21 protein-coding genes are annotated in these 22747 nt (G+C 62.9%); 15 read left to right on the top strand and 6 right to left on the bottom strand.

The window, feature by feature from the left end; all coding sequences use genetic code 11:
* Positions 1-394, bottom strand: a 394-nt coding sequence (locus EOC06_RS40730) for a glycosyltransferase (RefSeq protein WP_206631143.1), incomplete at its 3' end; no start/stop codon positions are given.
* A gap of 60 nt (positions 395-454) precedes the next feature.
* On the opposite strand from EOC06_RS40730, the gene EOC06_RS00810 reads away from it, so the two are divergent.
* A complete protein-coding gene (locus EOC06_RS00810) occupies positions 455-1369 on the top strand; it encodes a bifunctional 2-polyprenyl-6-hydroxyphenol methylase/3-demethylubiquinol 3-O-methyltransferase UbiG (protein WP_127332254.1) in 915 nt (304 codons plus the stop codon).
* On the opposite strand, the gene EOC06_RS00815 is transcribed toward EOC06_RS00810, so the two are convergent.
* The 3 genes from EOC06_RS00815 to EOC06_RS00825 form a co-directional block, all read right to left on the bottom strand.
* Positions 1362-2978 carry a GMC family oxidoreductase gene (locus tag EOC06_RS00815; RefSeq protein ID WP_128306842.1) on the bottom strand — a complete coding sequence of 539 codons (1617 nt, stop codon included), beginning with the start codon at positions 2976-2978 and terminating at the stop codon, positions 1362-1364. The two genes, EOC06_RS00810 and EOC06_RS00815, sit on opposite strands and share 8 nt — an antisense overlap.
* A gap of 27 nt (positions 2979-3005) precedes the next feature.
* Positions 3006-3842 (bottom strand): NAD-dependent epimerase/dehydratase family protein, encoded by an 837-nt coding sequence (locus tag EOC06_RS00820; RefSeq protein WP_306462310.1) that lies wholly within the window; start codon positions 3840-3842, stop codon positions 3006-3008.
* Positions 3843-5178: 1336 nt separating this feature from the next.
* Positions 5179-6408 carry an acetyl-CoA C-acetyltransferase gene (locus EOC06_RS00825; protein WP_128306843.1) on the bottom strand — a complete coding sequence of 410 codons (1230 nt, stop codon included), beginning with the start codon at positions 6406-6408 and terminating at the stop codon, positions 5179-5181.
* 81 nt (positions 6409-6489) lie between these two features.
* On the opposite strand from EOC06_RS00825, the gene EOC06_RS00830 reads away from it, so the two are divergent.
* The 14 genes from EOC06_RS00830 (at position 6490) to EOC06_RS00895 (ending at position 20704) form a co-directional block, all read left to right on the top strand.
* Positions 6490-8436, top strand: coding sequence for an acetoacetate--CoA ligase (locus tag EOC06_RS00830; protein WP_128306844.1), 1947 nt, complete (start codon positions 6490-6492; stop codon positions 8434-8436).
* Positions 8433-9584 (top strand): thiolase family protein, encoded by a 1152-nt coding sequence (locus EOC06_RS00835; RefSeq protein ID WP_127330595.1) that lies wholly within the window; start codon positions 8433-8435, stop codon positions 9582-9584. Before EOC06_RS00830 ends, EOC06_RS00835 begins: the two co-directional genes overlap by 4 nt.
* Positions 9584-10024, top strand: coding sequence for a Zn-ribbon domain-containing OB-fold protein (locus tag EOC06_RS00840; RefSeq protein ID WP_127330593.1), 441 nt, complete (start codon positions 9584-9586; stop codon positions 10022-10024). The genes EOC06_RS00835 and EOC06_RS00840 overlap by 1 nt, the downstream gene beginning before the upstream one ends.
* Positions 10021-10473, top strand: coding sequence for a MaoC family dehydratase (locus EOC06_RS00845; protein WP_127330591.1), 453 nt, complete (start codon positions 10021-10023; stop codon positions 10471-10473). Before EOC06_RS00840 ends, EOC06_RS00845 begins: the two co-directional genes overlap by 4 nt.
* 5 nt (positions 10474-10478) lie before the next feature.
* The gene (locus EOC06_RS00850) at positions 10479-11714 is read left to right on the top strand and encodes a nitrate/nitrite transporter (RefSeq protein ID WP_245469270.1); all 1236 of its coding nucleotides are present in this window, start codon (positions 10479-10481) and stop codon (positions 11712-11714) included.
* 72 nt (positions 11715-11786) lie between these two features.
* Positions 11787-12623, top strand: coding sequence for a GntR family transcriptional regulator (locus EOC06_RS00855; RefSeq protein WP_127330589.1), 837 nt, complete (start codon positions 11787-11789; stop codon positions 12621-12623).
* Positions 12624-12820: 197 nt separating this feature from the next.
* Complete coding sequence (locus EOC06_RS00860; protein ID WP_127330587.1) at positions 12821-13597, top strand: SDR family NAD(P)-dependent oxidoreductase; 777 nt, start codon at positions 12821-12823, stop codon at positions 13595-13597.
* A 27-nt stretch (positions 13598-13624) separates the two neighbouring features.
* Complete coding sequence (locus EOC06_RS00865; protein ID WP_127330585.1) at positions 13625-14284, top strand: L-fuculose-phosphate aldolase; 660 nt, start codon at positions 13625-13627, stop codon at positions 14282-14284.
* A 63-nt stretch (positions 14285-14347) separates the two neighbouring features.
* A complete protein-coding gene (locus EOC06_RS00870) occupies positions 14348-15349 on the top strand; it encodes a sugar ABC transporter substrate-binding protein (protein WP_027035479.1) in 1002 nt (333 codons plus the stop codon).
* A 102-nt stretch (positions 15350-15451) separates the two neighbouring features.
* Positions 15452-16945, top strand: a complete 1494-nt coding sequence (locus EOC06_RS00875; RefSeq protein WP_128306845.1) for a sugar ABC transporter ATP-binding protein — start codon at positions 15452-15454, stop codon at positions 16943-16945.
* Positions 16942-17973 (top strand): ABC transporter permease, encoded by a 1032-nt coding sequence (locus tag EOC06_RS00880; protein ID WP_127330583.1) that lies wholly within the window; start codon positions 16942-16944, stop codon positions 17971-17973. The genes EOC06_RS00875 and EOC06_RS00880 overlap by 4 nt, the downstream gene beginning before the upstream one ends.
* A complete protein-coding gene (locus tag EOC06_RS00885; protein WP_128306846.1) occupies positions 17970-18953 on the top strand; it encodes an ABC transporter permease in 984 nt (327 codons plus the stop codon). Before EOC06_RS00880 ends, EOC06_RS00885 begins: the two co-directional genes overlap by 4 nt.
* A 21-nt stretch (positions 18954-18974) precedes the next feature.
* Positions 18975-19940 (top strand): carbohydrate kinase family protein, encoded by a 966-nt coding sequence (locus EOC06_RS00890; protein WP_128306847.1) that lies wholly within the window; start codon positions 18975-18977, stop codon positions 19938-19940.
* Positions 19937-20704, top strand: a complete 768-nt coding sequence (locus EOC06_RS00895; protein WP_128306848.1) for an SDR family NAD(P)-dependent oxidoreductase — start codon at positions 19937-19939, stop codon at positions 20702-20704. The genes EOC06_RS00890 and EOC06_RS00895 overlap by 4 nt, the downstream gene beginning before the upstream one ends.
* Before the next feature lie 304 nt (positions 20705-21008).
* Here EOC06_RS00895 and EOC06_RS00900 read toward each other — a convergent pair whose 3' ends face one another.
* Positions 21009-21803: an N-acyl homoserine lactonase family protein gene (locus tag EOC06_RS00900; RefSeq protein WP_128306849.1), complete on the bottom strand. Its 795-nt coding sequence runs from the start codon at positions 21801-21803 to the stop codon at positions 21009-21011.
* 2 nt (positions 21804-21805) lie between these two features.
* Positions 21806-22729 carry an NAD(P)-dependent oxidoreductase gene (locus tag EOC06_RS00905; RefSeq protein ID WP_128306850.1) on the bottom strand — a complete coding sequence of 308 codons (924 nt, stop codon included), beginning with the start codon at positions 22727-22729 and terminating at the stop codon, positions 21806-21808.
* Positions 22730-22747 lie beyond the last annotated feature (18 nt).

The raw sequence follows: 22747 nt of genomic DNA on the forward strand, positions 1-22747 counted from the left end.
AGCTGACGATCAGTTTGCGTCCGCGCAACTTCGCCACGATCGCGACAGCTGCAGCGTCTAGGCAAGGCAGATGCACATTGACCACATCGATGTCATCGAGCGAACGCCACAGGTCCATCGCATAGGTGGGCATCACCAAAGCCTTGCCCAATCTAAAGATCGCGCGAGTACGGACAATTTCCAGGCCATCGACCGTGTCATGGCGCGGGGCATCGTCAGGAACGCGGCCGGCAAATACCTTGACTGGAAAACCGAGACTTTTGACGTAGAGCGCCACTTCGTGTGCCGACAGGGTTAGGCCGCTCACATTGGGGAGGTGGTAGGTAAGACAAAGCGCAAAACCCTTGGCTCTTCCAACCGCACTCCCGCTTCCATCATTTTCAGTGTATTTCACTTTTTTATCTCGCGGACTAGATGTGCCTTGCCCCGGGTCGAAGATGAGGATTGCGGCGGAATGCAGGGAATGAATAGCGGCAGGTCGATTGCCGAGCGGATATTTCAGAACGAGGCGGATCCGGCTTTCCGACGTCGGGCGATATGGATAGGTTCCAATCTTTGGGACCGTTTCCTAGGCCAGCCGTACAGTCTTCTGGATATCGGTTGCGGCCGTGGATTTTATTTCCCCCTCTATCATTCGCTAGGCGCCGAAATCGTGGGCGTGGAACGAGACGCTGAACCACTTTCCACAGCGCGGCTTCAGGCTGAGCGTTTCGGCGCCGTCGTCCAGGATGTGTCCGCCGACCATCTGCCCTTTCCGGATGAAAGCTTTGACGCTGTCGTCATGTCGGAACTTCTCGAACATCTTCCCATGCCTATCGCCGCCCTGAAAGAAGCGCGCCGCGTCCTTCGCCCTGAGGGGTTGTTGCTGATAACGGTTCCCAACGCAAACTATCCTTTCCTGTGGGACCCGATCAATTGGTTGCTCGAGCGCACCCTTGGAACGCCTATCCGCACGGGACTGCTCTCCGGAATATGGGCGAATCATGAGCGTCTGTACGATCATGAACTCTTGCTCGGCGAGGTTGAAGCTGCAGGTTTCGATATCGGACAAGTCGTAAACCACACCCACTACTGCATGCCCTTTGTCCACAATATCGTCTACGGGCTTGGGAAGCCGCTGCTCGAAAAGCGGCTGCTTCCGCAAAACTGGGCGCAAAGCGCGGAACGCGGCACGGGAGATTCGAGTGCACTTCACCGCTTCAATCCGGTGTCGGCCGGTATCCGACTGATCCACTGGTTTGATCGCAAGAACAAGGACGCCGAATCCGAAACGATTTCGACGCTGAACATCTGCGTAATGGCCACTCCGGTCCAATTGATTGCCGAGCCTCAAAGCGAGCTATCCGGTATTCCGCCCGCAATCAGCTGAGCAACATCACTGCGGCTTTCTCGCCGATCATCATTGTTGGAGCGTAGGTATTGGCGGACGGTATCGTCGGCATGATCGAAGCGTCGGCAACGCGAAGCTTTTCGATCCCATGTACGCGCAGTTGATCGTCTACGACACTCAGGGGATCGCCGTCCGGACCCATCCGAGCCGTGCCGACAAAGTGGCAGCCAGCGGTCCCGGATGCGCGGCAAAAGGCGAGAATCTCTTCGTCCGTACCGGGCATGCTTGGTGGCTGGATCATTTCGGAAAGGACCGGAGCCAATTCTACGCGGGTCAACAGCGTTGATATCAACCGCATTCCGGAAATCATGGTCGTCTGATCGGCCAGAGCCGCAAGGTAGTTCGGCTGAATCTCGGGATCGACAAACATGTCCCTTGTCAGCGCCCGCACATATCCCTGACTTTTCGGGCGATGCTGCCACCAAGCGCCCGTTACTCCCGCAAGGCTGTCAAGATGACCGGCGCGATTCCGGCCAAAGCTGCCGGGGGTGAACATGCATTGCAGATCGGGCCGCGACAGCTCAGGGTCGGAGCGGCAGGAGAGAAAGACATGCGACGGCGAAAGCGTCAGCGCGCTTGGTCGGCCAAGCATCCATCGAACTCCTTCAGCCAGCAATCTCGGGCCGCGCGCTATCTGATTGAGCGTCGTCACGCCATCTCTTGCCCGCATCACGATGCGGGAGACAAAATGATCTCTGAGATTTTCGCCGACTCCGGGGAGGTGGTGCACAACCGGCACGCCGATCTTTGCAAGCATTTCTCCATCGCCAACGCCTGACACCTGAAGAAGCCGGGGCGTGTTGATCGCTCCGCAGCAGAGGATGACCTCGCGCTTCGCCATCACAGTTTTTTCAACTCCGCCTCGCGAACGCACATAGCGGACACCGATCGCCCGCTGCTTGTCGAACATGATCTGGACAGCACGCGCTCGCGTTTTCAGATCGATGCTGCCGCTACGCAGCGCCGTTCGCAGCATCGCGATCGCCGGCGTTGCGCGCCAACCGCGTCGCACCGTCTGCTGAACATAGGCGACGCCTTCTTGCGTGCCGCTGTTATAGTCTGGGTTCCAATCCCATCCCGCCCCTTGGGCAGCTTTGACAAATGCGTCCGATGCATGATGCGACCAGCCCACGTCGCCCACCGTGATCGGGCCCGCGCGTCCGCGAACCGTATCGTCGCCAAACCCGATGCGCGTTTCGCTTCGTTTGAAGTAAGGCAGCACATCGCGGTAGCTCCATCCCGGAAGACCCAGCGACGCCCAGTAGTCGAAATCCTCAGGCTGGCCCCGCACATAGATCATCCCGTTGATGGATGAGGAGCCGCCAACGATCCGGCCCTGATAGAGCGGAAGGGCCTGGCCTTCGGGAATCGGCTGCGATCTGAAGTTCCAGCCGATGGAGGGCTGTGTTAGAGCCTTCACATAGCCTGCCGGGACCCGCACATCTGGCCTGAGGTCGCCAGGTCCTGCTTCCAGCACGCACACTGTAATGCCTGGTTCTTTGGCAAGTCGGGCGGCCAGAAGAGAGCCTGCGGTACCCGCGCCAACGATCACGTAGTCGAAAGTCTCGGAGTCCGGCCGAACGCCCATGCCAACCTGTTTTCCGATCTCAAATTCCTATTTTACAAGTTTAAGCCTTAGCAGACTTTCACAGGTCGCCATGATTGCCTCTTCGTTTGATCGAGGCGACCATCCAAGCAAGGAGCGCGCTTTTTCATTGCCAGCGCGCCTTTCTTTGCCGAGATCAGATGTCACTTGATTTGCCGCAGGACTGACCAAAGCGAGAAGTCGCATCGCCCAGTTTGGCATCTCAAATCGCGGCGCTTTTGCTCCATGAGCACCCAGCCGCGACCTGAGCACCCGGGCTATCTCGTATATGCTCATTGTTTCACCCGCTATTGCAACGAACCGCTCGCCATTTGCTGCAGGATCGGTCATAGCGCGAATGTGTAGATCGGCGACGTCGCGGACGTCCACGATCCCGTAGGAAAGCTTCGGAGCTAACGGCAGATTTCCGTCCAGCATACGTTGGATGAGTGAAATTGACGGAGAATAGTCGGGGCACATGACCGGCCCCAATATCACCGTCGGGTTTACTGCTGTAAGCTCTGGCCCACCTTTTTGCCTCACAAAATCCCAGGCATCTTTTTCGGCTAACGTCTTCGATCTGACGTAGGCGGTGAGAGTGGGAATGCTCAAGTCACTCCAATCGGCCTCAGTGAATTCAGCGGTGTCCATATCGCGAGCGTAACTCATGGCAACGAATGACGATGTGATCACCAGCCGTTTAACCTTCGCTTCATGTGCTGCTCGCAACACTCGTAGTGTGCCAGATCTGGCGATGCCGATGGTGTCAATATTGCCACCCTTTTGTCCAACGGCAAATGGAGAGGCGACATGTAGCACATAGGAGCTACCGGCGGCGGCATCATCCCAACCGGGATCGGCATCCAATCTGCCTCGATGAAGGAAAGAGAAGCGCCAATTGATGATGCGCCCATCTGCTCGAGTGTACGACGACTTCTGGTTCGCGTGTCAGCGAGCGTACAGTGCATCTAACCCGGTATCCAAGATCGAGCAGCTGCAAAATACAGTACATACCGAGGAAGCCGGAACCTCCCGTAACCAGCACTTGTTGGGATTGCGTAGAACGTTTGAGAGGTCTGATCATCATCGGCATCTGAAGTTGCGGGATTTCCATCGCAGTATGAGCACTGATTCGATAGCCGACCACGCCCTTTCCCGATAACTTGGTCCTCTCCCCGGAAAAGCACAATCTCATATAGCTGGAAGACATGCTGCCCGACGACTATGCAGAGTGGGTCAAACCACGTCCACCTCCTCCCCATCTGAGAGCAAACCGACCGGCGCTTTCCTCAAGCTGATCAAATGCAGGCGCGCCGAATCATCGCACCGCGCGGGCGCAAAGCGGCTGGAATGCTTGGACCGCTTCAAATGCCCGCACTCAAACGCTTTTCCGGACCTTCGCGTAACGACAGTTCGGTTCGAGCCATGATAGGCTTTGCGCCTCGAGAATGGTGGCGTCATCGCGCGGCGAACGGCCTTCTTGCGTATCCGGCGAAGGGTGACAAAGTGGGCAGTCGAACTTTTTGAGAGGGTGACGATGGCGTGAGGGGCGCTGATGGCAAGCGCAGGCGCTTTGCTCGACACAACACGGCCGCCCGTCAGGCGATGTATCTTAGTGCCAGCGGGGTAGTTGGAGCGTTAGCATGCCTGGTCATCGGGCAAGTTTCCGTTCACTTGAACCCGGCGGGTGCTCCCGCAATAGCGGGTTGGCGATGCATATTCTCGCCATCGTGATTGTGTTCGCTGTGCGCGAACCGTTCCGTTTGCCATCTTGCAGCACTTCTCGCCCGCTCGCCAAGATGATTGCCGTTGGCTGCGTCCTCGTTCTCGCAGCCGCTCTTTATGTCATCGCGCTGGCAGACTTCCCCCACAGGGTTGATGGAGATGCAGCGGCGCAGGCGAACAACGCTATGGAATTTTTGGGCGCTTCGCCGCCACCCATTGTGGGTGTGGGCTGGTTTGGCCGCGCGAATCTCTACTACTTCCTTGACTCGATAGCATTAGCCATGTTCGGCCCCACGCTGTTCGGCATGCGCATTTTCGGTGCAATCGGAGGTATCCTCGCGGTTCTTTTTACCTTTCTATTTGCGCGATCAGTGATTGGCTTCCGCTACGCAATCCTCGCGCCGGGTCGAAATCTTGGAGGTGGCGTGGCCAGGCCATTGTGCACCGCTTTCACACGACAGCTGCTTAGAGTCTCGGATCACCGCTCCAGGCAGATCGCCACGCCTTGGCCGCCGCCGATGCAAAGTGAGGCCAGGCCTTTGCGGGCCTTGCGCCTCGTCATCTCGTGGAGCAGCGTCACTACGATGCGGCAGCCGGACCCGGCCAACGGATGGCCGAGCGCGATGGCGCCGCCGCTGATGTTGATGATCTCCTCGTTCCAGCCCATCTCGCGATTGACGGCGAGGGCCTGTGCGGCGAAGGCTTCGTTGATCTCCATGGCGTCGAGGTCGGCCGCCTGCCAGCCGGCCTTCTGCAGCGCAAGGCGTGAGGCAGCGACTGGTCCCAGCCCCATATCCATCGGCTCGACCCCCGCTGAAGCATAGGACGCAACTCGGGCGAGGGGCGTTAGCCCGAGTTCGTTCATCCGTGTCTCCGACATAACCAACACGGCGGCAGCACCATCGTTGAGCCCGGAGGCGTTGCCGGCGGTGATTGTCCCCGCCGGATCGAAGACCGGCTTCAGCCGGCCAAGTCCTTCGAGGGTGGTCGAGGGGTTTGGATGCTCGTCACGGTCGATGACGACATCACCCTGCCTTGTCTTTACCGAGACAGGGACAATCTCATCGTCGAACCTTCCCGAGCGGATAGCGGCGTCGGCCTTCTCCTGCGAACGCAACGCGAAACGGTCCTGCTCATCGCGCGTGATCTGGCAACGCTGCGCCAGGGACTCGACCGTGACGCCCATATGGACCTGATGGAAGGCGTCCCACAGCCCGTCGGTGATCATCGAATCCTTGACGATCTGGTCGCCCATGCGCACGCCGCCGCGAATGCCTGGAATAAAATGCGGCGCGGACGTCATCGAGTCCTGGCCGCCGGCGATGATGCAATCGGCGTCGCCGCAGCGAATGGCCTGCGCGGCAAGATGGATCGATTTCTGGCCAGCGCCGCACACCTTGTTGATCGTCATCGCGGGTACGCTGACCGGCAGGCCGGCCCTGAGCGATGCCTGTCTTGCCGGGTTCTGCCCGGCGCCGCCGGTCAGCACCTGGCCCATGATCACCTCGCCGACGGCATCAGGCGCAAGCCCGGTTTCGGCCAGCATCGCTTGAATAAGCTGCCCACCCAGTTCCGCGGCGGAGAGGCCGGCGAGCGCGCCGTTGAGCTTGCCGATCGGCGTGCGTTTGGCGGCGACGATGTACACTGCATCCTGCAATTTCCTGTCCTCCATTGGTGCGGCACAGAGGGCGTGTTCGCCGCTTGACATTCTGGTTATAACCAATAATCTGAAAGTGACTTGCAGACAAGATGACGGCTTCGCGCCGGCCTGCATTCCGGGAGGAAATTCATGTCATCCGTGCTTTGGACGCCGGCGCCGGCCGCGTTCCAATTCTCGAATCTTGCGCGCTTCGCGACAGCCAACGGCTTCAGCCCGCATGACTACGAGACGATGCATCGCTGGTCGATCAGTGACCTTGGCGCGTTCTGGCGGGCGGTGTGGGACTTTGCCGGTGTGACCGGCGATCCGGGCACGCGATCTTTCCTGCGCGACGACCAGGCGCCGATGACGCGGAGCCAATTCTTTCCCGACGCATCGCTTAATCTCGCGGAGAATCTGTTGCGGGGCGACGATGATCGGGTTGCGGTCATCGAGGCCGACGAGAGCGGCCATTTCCGCACCGTCACCCTCTGTGAGTTGCGCGGGCGCGTCGCCAGGATAGCGCATGGCCTGCGCGCGGCAGGCGTGGCGAGGGGCGACAGCGTCGGTGGTATCCTGCCCAATCGTGTCGAAGGTCTCGTGGCGCTTCTGGCGACGCTTTCGGTCGGCGCCGTCTGGTCGTCTTGCTCGCCGGATTTCGGCGCTGCGGCGATCGTCGACCGCCTCGGCCAGATCGGCGTGAAGGTGTTGTTTGCAACACCGCGCTACCGCTATGCGGGCAAGAAGCACGACATCTCCGATCGGTTGGCCGAGATCGTTGCGGCGATGCCGACGGTGACCACGCTGGTGCTGACCGACGAGCCGCGCGCAGAGGCGGACTGCGCGGCGACCTGTCTCGCCTTCGACGATTTCGGCAGCGACGGTGCGCTGAAGTTCGAACGCGTGCCCTTCGATCATCCGGCCTATGTGCTCTACACCTCGGGCACCACGGGCGCGCCAAAGGCGATCGTCCATCGCACCGGGGGCGTGCTGCTCCAACATCTGAAGGAGCATCTGCTGCATGGCGACGTCCGCCCCGGCGACGTGATGAGCTGGTACACCAACACGGCCTGGATGATGTACCATTGGTTGATCTCGGGCCTCGCCTGCGGCGCGGCTGTTGTGCTCTATGACGGCGCGCCGATCCTGAAGACCGCTGATGGCCTCGACGCCAGCCCGCTGTGGACAATGGCGGAGCGCGCACGCGTCACCCATTTCGGCACCAGCCCGAAATATCTGGCGACACTTGCCGCCGAAGGCTACGCGCCTGGGCGCTTGCACGACCTGTCATCGCTGCGCTCGCTGCTTTCGGCCGGCGCGCCGGTCTCTCCCGGCCAGTTCGACTGGGTCTACGAGAATGTGAAGCACGACATGATCTTCGCCTCGATCTCGGGCGGCACCGAGATCATCGGCTGTTTCCTGCTCGGTTCGCCGCTCCACGCCGTTCGCCGTGGCGAACTGACGGTGAAGGGGCTTGGCCTTGCGGTGGCGGTGATGGACGAGCGTAACGCGCCGGTCATCGGCCGGCAGGGCGATCTCGTCTGCACCGAACCGTTCCCGTCCATGCCGCTGACCTTCTGGGGCAAGGACGGCGACGCGCGCTACCACGCCACCTATTTCGCCGCACGCCGGGAAATCTGGACGCATGGCGATGTCGCCGAGGTGAGCCTGCATGGCTCGGGGATCATCCATGGCCGCTCGGACACGACGTTGAAGCCCGGCGGCGTGCGCATCGGCACGGCCGAAATCTACGCCGTCTGCGAAACCTTTGCCGAGATCGAGGATTGCCTGGTGTTCGGCGCGCCGGTCGAAGGCGATGAGGAGATCGTGCTTTGCGTCAAGCTCAGCGACGGTTTTGAGCTGACGCCTGAGTTCGCTGGGCAGATCCGCCGCGCCATTCGTGCGGGCGCATCGCCGCGCCACGTGCCGCACCGCATCCATGCGGTGCAGGCCGTGCCCTACACGCTCAACGGCAAGAGGGTGGAAGGGGCCGCCCGCACCACACTCGAGGGCAAGCCGGTGAAGAATATGGCTTCGCTCGCCAATCCCGCATGCCTCGAGGAATACCGCGCGCTCGACCGGAGCAAGGCGGCATGATCCGGGCCAAGGGAGCGATCGTCGGCATCGGCGAATTGAAACCGCAACGCCTGACCAGCGGCGTGGCGACGCTGGAGATGATCGCCGAGGTCTCCCGTCTGGCCGTGCTCGATGCCGGGCTGGAGCCGGCGGCGATCGATGGGCTGCTGGTCGGGCCGCAGGTCGGCGAGACGCCGCAGCATGTTCCGGCGACCGTCGCTGAGTATCTCGGGCTGGCGCCGGCCATGGCCAATGTCGTCGACCTCGGCGGCGCTTCGGGTGCCGGCATGGTCTGGCGCGCAGCGGCGGCGATCGAGGCCGGCATGTGCGAGACAGTGCTGTGCGTCCTCGCCAACAACCGCGAAGAGGTTGCACCGCGATCGCCCAACCGCAATCCGATCCGCGAGTTCGACGTGCCGTTCGGCGCTTCGGGCGCCAATATCTCCTACGCGCTGCTGATGCAGGCGCATATGGCGGCGCATGGCTCGACCGCCAGGGATTTCGCGCTGATTGCCGCGGCGGCACGGGCCAACGCACAGCTCAACCCAGACGCGATCTTCTTCGGCAAGCCGGCGGATGTGGAGATGGTGCTGGCCTCGCCGATGATCTCTTCGCCGCTGCATCTCTATGAAATCGTCATGCCAGTCGCCGGCGGCGAGGCAGTTGTCGTCACCTCGGCCGAGCGCGCGCGTTCGCTGCGCAAGCGTCCCGTGCATTTGCTGGGGGCCGGCGAGAAGGTCACGCATCGCGCGGTCAGCCAGGCGCCCTGCCTCACCTCCGGTCCGCTGAAGAGCGCCATGGCGCGGGCCTTCGCGCAGTCCGGCACCAGGGCCGATGACATGGATCTCCTGTCGCTCTACGACTGCTACACGATCATGGTCGCCACGACGATCGAGGACGCCGGTCTCTGTGCGCCGGGCCAGTTTGGCGCGTGGCTGCGCGACCACGATCTTTCGCACCAAGGCGACAAGCCGCTCAACACGCATGGCGGCCAGCTCGGCTTCGGCCAGCCCGACCTTGCCGGCGGCATGACGCATGTCGTCGAGGCGGTGCGTCAACTGCGCGGCGAGGCGGGCGAACGCCAGATCGGCAAGGCCGAGCTCGCGCTGGTCACCGGCAATGGCGCGACGATGAGCGAGGCGACCGCGCTCGTGCTGGGAGCCGCCTGATGTCCGTCGATCTCAGTGCACTCAAGACCCCCGGTCCGACGATCACCACGCTGACCCAGCCGTTCTGGGACGCGGCGGCGCAAGGGCAGCTTAAAATCCAGCACTGCGAGGACTGCGGCAAGGCCGTGTTCTATCCGCGCCCGATGTGCCCGCATTGCTGGGGCAAGCGCCTGGTCTGGAAAGAGGCGTCGGGCAAGGGCCGACTGAAATCCTTTTCGCAAGTGGGCAAGCCGGGCCATCCCGGCTGGCTGCCGGCCGCTCCCTATGTGGTCGGGCTGGTCGAATTGGCCGAAGGCCCGACCATGCTGAGCTTCATCCTGACCGGCGCGCAGCCACCGCACGTCGGAGACGCGCTGCTGCTCGCACCGACAGCCATCGGCGGTCGCGTCCTGCCAGCCTTCAAATCAGTGGAAACCGCAACAGAGGAGAAGCCGCAATGAGCACCGAGACGAAAGATGGCTGGGTAGGTGTGGTCAAGGGTCGTCCGGAAGTCGGCGCCTTGGCCGAGCGCACGCGCCGCACGCGCGCCAGCGATATCGAGGCCTTCACCGACATCACCGGCGACCGCAATCCGCTGCACTATGACCGCGCGCTGGCCGAGAAATCGGTGTTCGGCAAATTGATCGTCCAGGGCGGCGTCACCTCAGGCATCCTCAATGCGCTGGTCGCCGAAGACCTGCCTGGACCAGGGACCGTGTTCCTTGAAGTCGCCTGGAAGTTCGTCAAGGCCGTAGGCGTTGACGAGGAGATCACCGGACGCGTCGAGGTCAAGGAGGTGCGCCCTGACAAGCCGATCTGCAAGATCGAGACATCAGTGCGCAACGGCCAGGGCGAGCTTTGTCTCACCGGCACGGCCACGGTGTTCACCGTTCCGCTGCTAGGCGCGTGAGTGCGGTGGACGACAGCCGTCCTGGCATGGCGGCCGACAGCGAACGCTGGCGCGTGCTGTCGCTGCTTTGCCTGGCTGTCGTTCTGTCGCTGACCACCTGGTTTTCGGCGACCGCCATCCTGCCCGAGCTGAAGCAGGAACTGGCTATCGGTTCTGGCGCCGAGGCGTGGCTGACCAACGGCGTCCAGGTCGGCTTCGTGATCGGCGCGCTGGCGGCGAGCCTGGTCAACCTTCCCGACCTGGTGCGGCTCAGCCGCCTTATGGCCGCCGCAGCTTTTGTTGCCGCGCTCGCCAATGCCAGCCTGCTGTTTCATCCCGACCCGGGCGGTGCCATCGCCGCGCGCATCGTCACCGGCGCAGCACTTGCCGGGGTCTATCCGCCGGCGTTGAAGCTGGTCGCAACCTGGTTCACGCGCGACAGGGGGCTGGCGCTCGGCGCGGTCATTGGCGCGCTGACCATTGGCTCGGCACTGCCACATCTCTTCCGCGCCGCCTTGAGCGCGCTCGACTGGCGGCCGGTGGTCGCCGCAGCCAGCCTGGCGACGGCGATCGGCGCACTGCTGTTCCTGCAGTTCGCCAGGGAAGGGCCTTATCCCTTCGGCAAGGCGGTGTTCGAGCCGTCGCGCATCGGCCAGGTGTTTCGCGAAAAGCCGCTGCTGCTCGCCAATCTCGGCTATCTCGGACACATGTGGGAACTCTATGCCATGTGGGCGTGGCTGCTTGCCTATACGCGTGCCGCCTTCGAGGCGCAGGCCGTTGGGACGACGGCAGCCGCGTCGCTATCGACCTTCTTCATCATTGCGTCCGGAATTCTCGGCTGCCTGCTCGGAGGCTATCTGTCGGACCGGATCGGCCGAACGGCGACCACAGCCGGCATGATGATCGTCTCGGGAAGCTGCGCACTGCTCATGGGCTTCCTGTTCACCGGGCCGCTCTGGCTGTTCATGCTGGTTGCCATCGTCTGGGGCATTTCGGTGGTCGGCGATTCCGCGCAGTTTTCAGCTGCCGTCACCGAGCTTGCCGACCGCCGCTTCGTCGGCACGGCGCTGTCGGTGCAGCTCGGCGCCGGCTTCGCGTTGACGGTGCTGGCCATCTGGTTGACGCCGCGCTTCGCCGACCTTGTCGGCGGCTGGCGCTGGGCCTTCCTGCTGCTGGTTCCCGGGCCGCTTCTTGGAGCCGTGGCCATGCTATGGTTGCGAAACTTGCCGGAGAGCATGAATATGGCTGGCGGGCTCCGTTAGGGAGGACGCTGCCGCTTCTTGAGTCGCGGCAAATCATTTTGCGGCGGGACCGAAATGGAACAAACGACCAGAATGCGTGGGCGTCCTCGCTACGACCAGGAAGATGCCGGAGCGGCCGAGGCGTTCCGCTCGATCGGCTCCAAGGTCGAGCTCAACCGCGACGAGGCGGCACCGCTGTGGGTGCAATTGCGCAACCAGGTCGAGGAAGCCATCAACACCGGTCTGCTGGCGGCCAATTCGCGCATCCCTTCCGAGCAGGCGCTGTGCGACTTCTTCGGCGTCTCGCGTCCGGTCGTGCGTGCCGCGATCGGCTCGCTGTCCAGCGAAGGCCGCATCATCAAGATGCCGCGCAAGGGCATGTTCGTCGCCGCACCGCGCGAGCATGTCGACTTCATGACCGCCAATCTCGGCGTGTTCGACGACCTGACGGCGAAGGGCCACAAGGTCTCGACGCGCACGCTCGAAATCTACCGGTGCCCGCCGAGCGAGAAAGAGTCCAAAGTCTTCGGCATTCCCGCCAATGGCAGCGTGGTCCGCATCAGCCGCGTCTACATGACCGACGGCGCGCCGATCACCATGACACGCATCAGCCTGCCGGGGCACAGGGTGCCGGGGCTCGAAAACATCCTTTCGGAAAACCAGTCGATTTTCGGCACCATCCGCGCGGTGTTCGGCCTGACGGTGAAGCGCGCCGACCGTTGGCTGCGCGCGGCATTGCCCACCAAGGAAGAGGCCGAGGAGATGGGCGTCGCCGCCAACACACCGCTGATCGAAATCGAGTCGATCGCCTATGATGCCGACGGTGCGGCGCTCGAATATTACGAGGCCTTCTACAACTCTTCCGTCGCCCGCATCCACATGGCGGTCGAGCAGCCGTCGGCGACAGTGAACGGCGTCGATCGCACCTGAATATGATCCGTCAAAACATTCTGTTTTCTGGTTATAACCAGATTGACGAACCCGGGAAGCTTCTGTAACGTCCTTGCCATGGGTCGGGAGGAGCCTGACCCCTAACGCATTATCAGGATCGATCGGCTTGCGACGCCACGTTGGTGTCGAGGGGAAGGTTTTGCCCGCGTTCAAGCCTCGCCTGATGGAGGATTAGCATGGACTACCGGTCGCAATTCGACCTGACGGGCGAGGTTGCCGTCGTCACCGGCGGTGCCAGCGGCATCGGTCTGGAGGCCGCCAAGGCGCTCGGCACCTGCGGCGCGCGCATCGTCCTGCTCGACATGAATATGCAAGGCCTGGATGCAGCCGCCGAGGCGCTTAAGGGGGCCGGTGTCGCAAGCGTCGATGGCCGCGTGCTCGACGTCACCGATCCACGTGCCGTCGAGGCGATAGCCGCCCGGATCGTCAGCGATTTCGGCCAGGTCGACATACTGGTCAACAGCGCCGGCATCGCCCGCCTCAACACCGCGCTCGACACATCCGACGAGGAATGGCGCCAGGTGATGGATGTCAACGTCAACGGCGTCTACTGGGCCTCGCGTGCCTTCGGCCGCTCCATGGTCGCCCGCAAGAAGGGCTCGATCGTCAATCTCGGCTCGATGTCGGGCCTGATCATCAACCGTCCGCAGACCGCGCCCTCCTACATGGTGAGCAAGGGCGCCGTGCACATGATGACCAAGGCGCTTGCCGTCGAATGGGCAAAATCAGGTGTGCGCGTCAACGCGCTCGCGCCAGGTTATGTCGGGACGGAGATGACGCTGAAAATGCGCGAGCGCCCCGAACTCTTCAACACCTGGATCGACATGACGCCGATGGGCCGGCTCGGCGAGCCGCACGAGATCGCTTCGGCGATCCTGTTTCTCGCCTCGCCGGCGTCGAGCTACGTCACCGGCGCGATCCTGTCGATCGATGGCGGCTACACGGCCTGGTGACGGGCCGAGCAAGGATTGGAATATCGCATGATCGTTTCGGACCTAGAGGCACGCCAGGCAATCATCGACGCCTGCCTCGAGATGAATGCGCTGGGCATCAATCAGGGTACGTCAGGCAATGTCAGCCGGCGCCATGGCGAAGGCATGCTGATCTCGCCGACCAGCACGCCTTACGAGACACTGGTGCCCGAGGACATCGTCTTCATGGCCTGGGACGGCGAGGTCGACGGGCGCCTGCCGCCCTCGAGCGAATGGCGCTTCCATCTCGACATCATGAAGGCGCGGCCCGAGGTCAACGCGGTCGTCCACGCGCATCCGACCTACTGCACGACCATCGCCATCATGGGCCGGAAGATACCGGCGATCCACTACATGGTCGCGGTCGCCGGCGGCAGCGACATTCGCTGTGCGCCCTACGCCACCTTCGGCACGGCGGAGCTCTCGGCGCATGCGGTGGAGGCGCTGCGCGACCGCAAGGCCTGCCTGCTTGCACAGCACGGCATGATTTCGGTCGGCTCCAGCCTCAGCCAGGCGATGTGGCTGGCGGTCGAGGTGGAAACGCTGGCGCGCCAGTATCACGGCGCCCTTCAGATCGGCGAGCCGCCGATCCTGTCCGAGGAAGAGATCGAAAACGTCATCAGCCGCATGGCCAGCTACGGCCTGCGCGACAAGGAGGCTGCTGCCTGAGCGGCGGTCATCTGACAGAATCCTCCGGGAAGGTCCGGAGCGATCAACAAGGGAGGAAATGAAATGACCGGATCAATGAAAGGCCTCGTCAAAGCGCTCGCTTTGGGGTTGGCGGCGGCTTGCAGCCTGGCTGCCATCTCGAGCGTGAGTGCCGAGGAACTGTCGCTGAAGGGCAAGCGCATCGGCGTTTCCGCCATCGGCACGGACCATTACTGGGACCTGATGGCGTTTCGCGGCATCCAGGACCGCGTGAAGGAGCTCGGCGGCGAAGTCATCGCGCTCGATGCCGGCCGCAAGGACCAGCAGCAAATCGCGCAGCTGCAGACGCTGATCGCGCAGAAGCCCGACGCCATCATCGAGCAGCTCGGCAACCTCGAAGTGCTGAACCCGTGGCTGCAGAAGATCCGCGACGCCGGCATCCCGCTGTTCACCGTCGACACCGCGACGCCGCACGCGATCAACAACACCACGTCCAACAACTACAATATCGGCGCCGAGATCGCTCTGCAGATGGTCGCCGACATGGGCGGCAAGGGCAATGTGCTGGTCTTCAACGGCTTCTACAGCGTGCCGGTCTGCAAGATCCGCTACGACCAGCTGAAATATGTGCTGACCTCGTTCCCCGATGTGAAGATCGTCGAGCCGGAACTGCGCGACGTCATCCCGAACACCGTGCAGAGCGCCTATTCCAACGTCACCGACATGCTGACCAAGTCGCCCGAGAAGGGCTCGATCGGCGCGGTCTGGGCCTGCTGGGACGTGCCGCAGATCGGCGCCACGCAGGCGGTCGAAGCCGCCGGCCGCAACGAGGTCAAGACCTATGGCATCGACGGCAGCCCGGAAGTCATCAAGATGGTGATGGATCCGAAGTCGTCCGCCGGTGCCGTGGCAGCGCAGCAGCCCTATGAAATCGGCAAGACATCGGTCGACAATGCCGCCAGATATCTTGCCGGCCAGAAGGTCGCGCCCTTCACCTTCGTGCCCGCGGTGCTGATCAACAAGGAAAATGCCGCCGAAAAGGGAAAACCGTTCCTCGACGCGGCCGAGAAGGCTGGCGTTAAATAGGCTGAGCGAAACGGCGGGCGGGCATCCAGCGAAATGGCTGCCCGCCACCATCAACCAGGGTTGACGGCCATGCAGACAGCAAAGCGTGAAATTGCTGTATCGATGAGCAATATATCGAAGCGGTTCGGTCCGGTGCGAGCGCTGGAGAACGCGAACCTCGAGATCGTGCGCGGTTCGATCCTCGGCCTTGTCGGCCAGAACGGCGCCGGCAAGTCGACGATCATCAAGGTGCTGGCCGGTATCATCAAACCGGACAGCGGAACTATTGTCATCAATGGCGAGACCGTTACCGCCCTTTCGCCGGCATCGGTCGAAAAACTCGGCGTGCATTTCATCCATCAGGACAGGCTGCTGGTGCCGACCGCAACCGTCGGCGAGGCGGTGTTCCTCGGCCACGAAATCGGCTTCGGCCCCTTCGTCAGCCGCCGCGCCATGGAGCGCAAGGCAGCCGATCTGTTGCAGCGGTTCTTCGGCATGGAATTGCCGGCGGGAACCCTGGTCAAGGACCTGACGACGGCACAGCAGAAAGTGGTGCAGATCACGCGGGCGCTGGCGCAGAAAGCCTCGGTGCTGGTGCTCGACGAACCGACGGCGGCCCTGGTCAAGCGCGAGGTGGACAGTCTGTTCGACGTGCTGCGGCGGCTGCGCGACGACGGCATCGCGGTGGTCTTCATTTCCCACTACATGCAGGAAATCGAGAAGCTCTGCGACCGCGTCACCGTGATGCGCAATGGCACCGACGTCGGCATGGTCGACCCGCGCGAGACATCGATCGACGAGATCATCTCGATGATGATCGCCCGCGATGTCGGCGAGATGTTTCCCAAGCGTTCCGTCGTCTTGGGCGCGCCGGTGCTCGAAGTCGCCAATCTGCGTCTCGGCGGCGGTTTCGAAAACATCGGCTTCAACATTCGCGCCGGCGAGATCGTCGGCCTCACCGGCCTGCTCGGATCCGGCGCCAAGGAAATCGTGCAGTGCCTGTTCGGCCTCAAGACCGCCGAGGGCGGCTCGATCAAGGTCGAGGGGAAGGCGCTGTCGCTGTCGACGCCGGTCAAGGCGGTGCGCAGCGGCATCGCCATGCTGCCCGAGGATCGCCGCGCCCATGGCGTGGCGCTCGGCCTGTCGGTGCGCGAGAATGTTTCGCTGGCCAGCCTGCGCCGCTATTCGAGAAACGGTCTGGTCAGCCGCGGCAACGAGAACCAGGCGGTCGATGGGCTGATCAAGGAGCTGTCGATCAAGACGCCGCATCGCGATGCGCTGGTGCGCGAACTCTCCGGGGGCAACCAGCAGAAGGTGGCGATCGCCAAGTGGCTCAGCTGTCAGTCGCGGGTCTATGTGCTGGACGAGCCGACGGTGGCCGTCGATGTCGGCGCCAAGGTCGAGATTTACAATCTGTTGAACCGGCTGGCGGGCGAGGGTGCGGCGATCCTACTTCTATCGTCCGACCTGCTCGAGCTGGTCGGCGTCTGCGACCGCGCGCTGGTCGTCTATCGCGGCCGGCTTGCCGGCACCTTCTCCGGCCCGTCAATGAACAGCGACGCGCTGCTCGCGGCCTCGTCAGGCGCCCGCTCGAATGCTGATGGGTTGGCGGCATGAGCGCGACAACTCTCCACACCGAGGCCGGCGCGTCCGACGAAACCCGCGCCACCGGCAAAAGTGCTGGCCGGCGCTTCGCCACCATCGTCGTGCGTCTCGGCGCGATTGCCGCCTTTGCTGCGATCATGGCCTATTTCGTCGTCTTCGCGCCGGGCTTCACCTCGACCTTCAACCTCATCAACGTGGTCGAGCAGTCGGCGATCCTGGGCGTACTCGCCTATGGCATGACGACCGTCATCATCGGCGGCGGCTCCGATGTCACCGAAGGCGGTATCGACCTGTCGATCGCCGCCAATATGGGGCTGTGCGCCGCCGTCTACGCGACGCTGTTGTCGATGGGCTATGGCGACTTCCTGTCGGTCCTCGCGGCCATCGCCGTCGGCATGGCCGTCGGGGCGCTGAACGCCCTTGCCGTGGTCGGTCTCGGCATCCTGCCGCTGCTGGCGACGCTTGCCGTGCTCAACGTCGCCGCCGGCATGGAACTCACGCTCACCCAGAACACTGTCGTCGGCGCATCCTCCCCGCTGCTCGGCTTCCTGGTCTCTGGGAGCTTCCTCGGCATCTCGGCGCTCGCCTGGGCGCTGATCGTGTTCTCCGCGATCATCATCGCCATCATCCATGTCACGGCGTTCGGGCTGCGGCTCTACGCGGTCGGCGGGCACCCCGAGGCTGCACGAGCGGCCGGTCTCAGCGTGCCGTTCTACGTGTCCTTCACCTATGTGCTGAGCGGCTTCTGCGCGGCGGTGGCGAGTATACTCACCGTTTCGCGGCTCTCGGCCAGCACGCCCGGCTCCGGCGAACTGCTTTTGTCGGTGCTGGCGGCCGCCCTGCTCGGCACTGTCTTCTCCCGCCGCTTCGTGCCGACCATGGGCGGCACGCTGCTCAGCGTGTTGTTCATCGGCCTGCTCGCCAACGGCTTCCAACTGCTCAACGTTTCAAGTTACTGGGTAAACGGCGTGCAGGGCGCGCTGATCCTGCTGGTGGTGGCCATCACATCCTTTGCCCGCGGCTCGGAGGGTTCACGATGAGCAACTCGGCCAATGACCGCGCCAAGATGGGCCTGCGCGCCTTCCTTGCCAAATACAGCATGCTCGTCGCTTTCGCGGCGATCGTCGTCTTCTTCGCGGTGGCGAGCCCGACCTTCCTGACGCCGGCGAACCTCTTCAACGTGCTGGTCAACAATGTCGTCATGCTGGCGATCGTGGCGCTCGGGCTCACCATTGTCATCTCGTCCGGCGGCATCGATCTGTCCATCGGCGTGTCCGTCGACATGGCAAGCATGGTCTTCGTCATGCTGCTCGCCGCCGGCTATGGCGGGATGGTCGGCGTCGGCGGCGGGCTGGGTGCCGCGCTGGTCGTCGGCATCCTCAACGCAATTCTCATCACCAGGCTCAACATCAGCCCGTTCCTGGCGACGCTTGGCGTGCTGTTCATCGGCCAGAGCACGCAGCAGCTTGCCACCAGCGGCGGCCAGCCGATCTACCTCACCAGCGGCTATGCCGGCGACCAGTTCAACGCCATCGCCCGCACCGCTCTGTTCGGCGTGCCGACACCGGTGATCGTGCTGATCTTATCAGCCATCGCGGTCCACGTGCTGCTGCACCGCTCCGTTTTCGGCCGCTATGTGCAGGCGATGGGCGCGCAGCCCGGCGTCGCCTGGTATTCCGGCATCCGCGTGCCGCGCGAATTGTCGATGGTGCATGTGCTTTGTGCGCTGCTGGCGGGCGTGACCGGCATCCTGCTGTCAGCGACGGTGAAGTCCTACGTGCCCCTGTCGGGCAACGCCTTCCTGCTCGACGCCATCGGCGCCACCTTCATAGGCACGACGCTCAGCCGCGAGCGCAAGCCCTCGGTGGTCGGCACGCTGCTCGGCGTGCTGTTGCTTGCCATCGTCAAGAACGGGCTGCTGCTCGTCGGCTGGAATTTTTACTGGCAGCAGGTCGGCATCGGCGTGCTGGTCTTCCTGGTGCTGGCCGTGAGCTTCGGCCTGCGCCGCGCCACCCATTGAGTTCGAAAGGTCAAGTCAGCCATGCCACAATTCGACATCAGCTCGATCGGCTTCTATGTCCTCGACATTCTGGGACGCCCGGTTTCGCGCATCCCCGAAGGTGGCCGCGCCGACTATATCGAGGAGATCCGCATGACCGTCGCCGGCACGGCCGGCGCGACCGGCATGGACTGCGCCATCCTTGGCCTGAAGACGCGGGCCGTCACCACGCTCGGCACCGACGACATGGGCGACTGGTTCCTCGCCAAGCTCAAGAAATATGGCCTCGAGTGCGGCCTCGTGCGCCGTGACGGCAGCGTGCAGACGTCCTCCACCATCCTGCCGGTGCGGCCGAACGGCGAGCGTCCGGCATTGCATGTGCCGGGCACCGCCACTTTGTTCGAAGTCGCCGACGCCGATCTCGACGCTGCCTTGGATGCAACCGTCGTCCATGTCGGTGGCACCGGCCTGTTGAAGCGTTTCGACGGCGAGCCGACGGTCAAGCTGTTGAAGCGCGCCAAGGAGCTTGGCCGCATCACCACCTTCGATCTCATCCAGGCGACGCCAGAGACCTGGGAACTGGTCGAACCGTGCCTGCCTTATATCGACTATTTCGTGCCCAGCATCGACGAGGCCGGCGAGATGGCGCATGACCGCGATCCGGACCGCGTCGCCGCCTTCTTCAAGGCCAGGGGCGTCAAGAATTGTATCCTGACCCTTGGCGCCGACGGCGTCCATGTCTCGCCCGAGCATGGCGAGGATTTTCATCTGCCGGCCTTCGAGGTCGAGGTCTTCGACACCACGGGCTGCGGCGATTCCTTCACCGCGGGCATCATCGTCGGCATCGTCAAGGGTTGGGACCTCAGGCAGTCCGCACGCTTTGCCAGCGCCGTCGCCGCCAAGGTGGCGATGGGGCTCGGTTCCGACGGCAAACTCGTTTCATTCGACGACACGATCGCGGCGATGAACTCGCTCCCGGTCAAGACATCAAAGGTAGAAGCAGCATGACCATCCTTCCTGAAGCCAAGGGCAAGACGGCCCTCGTCACTGGCGCCAGCCGCGGTATCGGCAGAGCACTGGCCAAGGGGCTCGCCGAGGCGGGCTTTGATGTCGCCATCACCGACCTGCCATCGCAGGCAGCGGAGCTTGCCGTCACCAAAAGCGAGATCGAGGCGGCTGGCCGCAAAGCCTATGTCTACACGATGGATGTCAGCAAGAAGCGCGAGATCGAGGCGACGGCGCAGGCTCTGCTTGCAGCAGCCGGCAGCATCGATGTGCTGGTCAACAATGCCGGCATCCTCAAACCAAGCCTGCTCCAGGATCTCGATGAGGCCAACTGGGACGCGCATTTCGATGTCAACGCCAAGGGCGTGCTGATGATGTGCCAGGCCGTGCTGCCGCATATGCGCGCCAGGAAATCGGGCCGGGTGATCAACATCGCCTCCATCGCCGGCCGCCAGGGCGTGCCGACGCAGGGCCACTACGCGGCGACGAAATCGGTGGTGATCACGCTGACCCGTGTGCTGGCGCAGGAAGTCGGCATGGACGGTGTCACCGTCAACGCCATCTGCCCCGGCATCATCCTGACCGAGATGGGCAAGAACAACCTCGGCAGCGAGGCGGCCATCCACCATTGGGAAGACGTCGCGGCGCTGAAGCGTCTCGGCGCGCCAGAGGATGTCGTCGGGCCGGTACTGTTCTTCGCTTCGGACCTGTCGGCGTTCGTCACCGGACAATCGCTCAATGTCGACGGTGGCATTTACTACCACTGATCCTCGCAGGGCTGGCCTACGTGGTCGCCATGCCGGCCCTGGCGTGACGCGAACGAGACTATGTTGATGTAAGGTCGGTTTTCTGCCCAGATCATCCTGGAAGCTGCCAGTCCGCTCCACGGCCCAAAGGCGTCGGACCGCAATGCGCCTCATTGCAGCCGTTCCGCTGATCCGCGCCATCCTCCAAAAGCGGACGTCGATTGTTTCAATGCACGGACAAGTGTGGAAACTTGTTCATACGAGATCTCTTGGTTGTCCAAAATCTGTGGGATGTGCCGCAGAGACCTCTTGCCACGGCAACGCGTCAGCCTTTGGGTCGGTTTAACGCAACAATGTCCTCGACATCCTGACGGGTGCGCGCGAAGCGCTTTAGCACTAGCGGGTCGTGTCCAGGAACAATGTGAGCAGGCGAACTGGCGAGTTGTTTCATACGCTCGACCCCGAAGACTACATCGCTTAGCCGGTCGAAGACGGGAAAGGGCTTTTCGCGTTCCATATTGGCGTAGAAATGGGCTGCGTCGGACGCGATCACGACCGCGCCATTGTCGGTTTCCACCCGCACGACCTGCAATCCACGCGAGTGGCCGCCAACCTTGTGGAGCGTTATGCCGGGCGCGATCTGCGACTCCGGGTCATGAAAGCAGATCTTCCCCGCATACAGTCGCCGCACCATGGTGGTGACGTCTTCGGCCTCGAAGGGATGACGCATCGCATGGTGGCACATGCAGCGGCCGGTCGCGAATTCCATTTCGGCGTCCTGAAGGTGGAAGGTCGCGTTCGGGAACAGGTGATGGTTCCCGCAATGGTCGTAATGCATGTGGGAGATGATGACGTCGCTGACATCTGCATGATTGATGCCGATTGCCGCCAGGCCGTCATCGACGGGTCTGACGACGCTGCGGCCCCGTCTGTCGCCGGTCGGCTTGTCGAAGCCGGTGTCGACGATGAAAGTGCGCTTCTCCCCGACAATCGCCCAGACGAAGTAGTCAAGTGGCATAGGAACATCATGCGTGTCGCCGCCCAGGAAATTCTCGCCTGAGCGGCGCTCGAAATGGCCGTAGCGAACGGCATGAATTTCGTAGCGTCCGGGGTCACCCATCATCAGCTCGCTTTGGCGACATCTGTGGTCTGGGCCGAGCCGACTTCCACATGCGCCCATGTCTCGACCGTCTTGACCATACAGGTAAAATCGGATTCAGGCCCGTAGAGTTGGTTCGTCACGCTGAGCAGCTGGCGCACGGCACTGCCCACCACCATCGGCACGCCCATCGCCTCCGCCTCGTCCACGCACAGCCGGACATCCTTGAAGGACAGGCCTGTCGCGAAACCGAAATCGAAGGTGCGCGGCAGGACGGATTTTGGGAACTTGTCCTCGGTGGCGCTGTTGCGGCCGCTCGAGGCGTTGATGACGTCGATCATCACCTTGGGATCGAGGCCTGCCTTGACGCCCATTACGACTGCTTCGGAGGAGATCGCAAGTGCCGCCGCCGCAAGCAGGTTGTTGGCAAGCTTCATGGTCTGGGCGGAGCCCTGAACCTCGCCCATGAAGAATATCCGGCCGAAATTCTCGATCACCGGCCTCGCCGTTTCAAACGCAGCCTTCGGCCCCGACACCATGACGGCGAGCGTGCCGTTGCGCGCGCCCTTCAATCCACCACTGACGGGCGCGTCGATCATGGCGATGCTCCTGGCTGAAAGGCCTTCGGCAACCTTGGCGGCCATTCGCGGACCCGTCGTCGAGATATCAACGAAGATGCGAACCGCCTTGCCCTCGGCGATGCCGCCTTCGCCGAGCACGACCTTTTCCAGGATCTGCGGGCTGGGCAGGCTGGCAAAAACGATCTCCGCAATATCGGCGACATCGCGCGCGCCGGCGGCGGCTTTCGCGCCCGCGTTAGTCAATTCCGCCACGGCTTTGCTGTCGACGTCGTAGACCGTCACTTCGTAACCAGCCTTGATGAGACGGGTCGCCATCGGCGTGCCCATTTTTCCGATGCCAACAAAGCCGATTTTCAGGGTCGACATGATCGCTCTCTCCTCTTT

The sequence above is a fragment of the Mesorhizobium sp. M7A.F.Ca.MR.362.00.0.0 genome, from assembly GCF_004023175.1.
Lineage (GTDB): Bacteria > Pseudomonadota > Alphaproteobacteria > Rhizobiales > Rhizobiaceae > Mesorhizobium.

Coding starts and splice junctions, on each gene's coding strand:
- EOC06_RS00810 (WP_127332254.1), top strand. CDS start 455: ATGCAGGGAATGAATAGCGGCAGGTCGATTGCCGAGCGGATATTTCAG.
- EOC06_RS00815 (WP_128306842.1), bottom strand. CDS start 2,978: ATGGGCGTTCGGCCGGACTCCGAGACTTTCGACTACGTGATCGTTGGC.
- EOC06_RS00825 (WP_128306843.1), bottom strand. CDS start 6,408: ATGTCAAGCGGCGAACACGCCCTCTGTGCCGCACCAATGGAGGACAGG.
- EOC06_RS00830 (WP_128306844.1), top strand. CDS start 6,490: ATGTCATCCGTGCTTTGGACGCCGGCGCCGGCCGCGTTCCAATTCTCG.
- EOC06_RS00835 (WP_127330595.1), top strand. CDS start 8,433: ATGATCCGGGCCAAGGGAGCGATCGTCGGCATCGGCGAATTGAAACCG.
- EOC06_RS00840 (WP_127330593.1), top strand. CDS start 9,584: ATGTCCGTCGATCTCAGTGCACTCAAGACCCCCGGTCCGACGATCACC.
- EOC06_RS00845 (WP_127330591.1), top strand. CDS start 10,021: ATGAGCACCGAGACGAAAGATGGCTGGGTAGGTGTGGTCAAGGGTCGT.
- EOC06_RS00855 (WP_127330589.1), top strand. CDS start 11,787: ATGCGTGGGCGTCCTCGCTACGACCAGGAAGATGCCGGAGCGGCCGAG.
- EOC06_RS00860 (WP_127330587.1), top strand. CDS start 12,821: ATGGACTACCGGTCGCAATTCGACCTGACGGGCGAGGTTGCCGTCGTC.
- EOC06_RS00865 (WP_127330585.1), top strand. CDS start 13,625: ATGATCGTTTCGGACCTAGAGGCACGCCAGGCAATCATCGACGCCTGC.
- EOC06_RS00870 (WP_027035479.1), top strand. CDS start 14,348: ATGACCGGATCAATGAAAGGCCTCGTCAAAGCGCTCGCTTTGGGGTTG.
- EOC06_RS00875 (WP_128306845.1), top strand. CDS start 15,452: ATGAGCAATATATCGAAGCGGTTCGGTCCGGTGCGAGCGCTGGAGAAC.
- EOC06_RS00880 (WP_127330583.1), top strand. CDS start 16,942: ATGAGCGCGACAACTCTCCACACCGAGGCCGGCGCGTCCGACGAAACC.
- EOC06_RS00885 (WP_128306846.1), top strand. CDS start 17,970: ATGAGCAACTCGGCCAATGACCGCGCCAAGATGGGCCTGCGCGCCTTC.
- EOC06_RS00890 (WP_128306847.1), top strand. CDS start 18,975: ATGCCACAATTCGACATCAGCTCGATCGGCTTCTATGTCCTCGACATT.
- EOC06_RS00895 (WP_128306848.1), top strand. CDS start 19,937: ATGACCATCCTTCCTGAAGCCAAGGGCAAGACGGCCCTCGTCACTGGC.
- EOC06_RS00900 (WP_128306849.1), bottom strand. CDS start 21,803: ATGGGTGACCCCGGACGCTACGAAATTCATGCCGTTCGCTACGGCCAT.
- EOC06_RS00905 (WP_128306850.1), bottom strand. CDS start 22,729: ATGTCGACCCTGAAAATCGGCTTTGTTGGCATCGGAAAAATGGGCACG.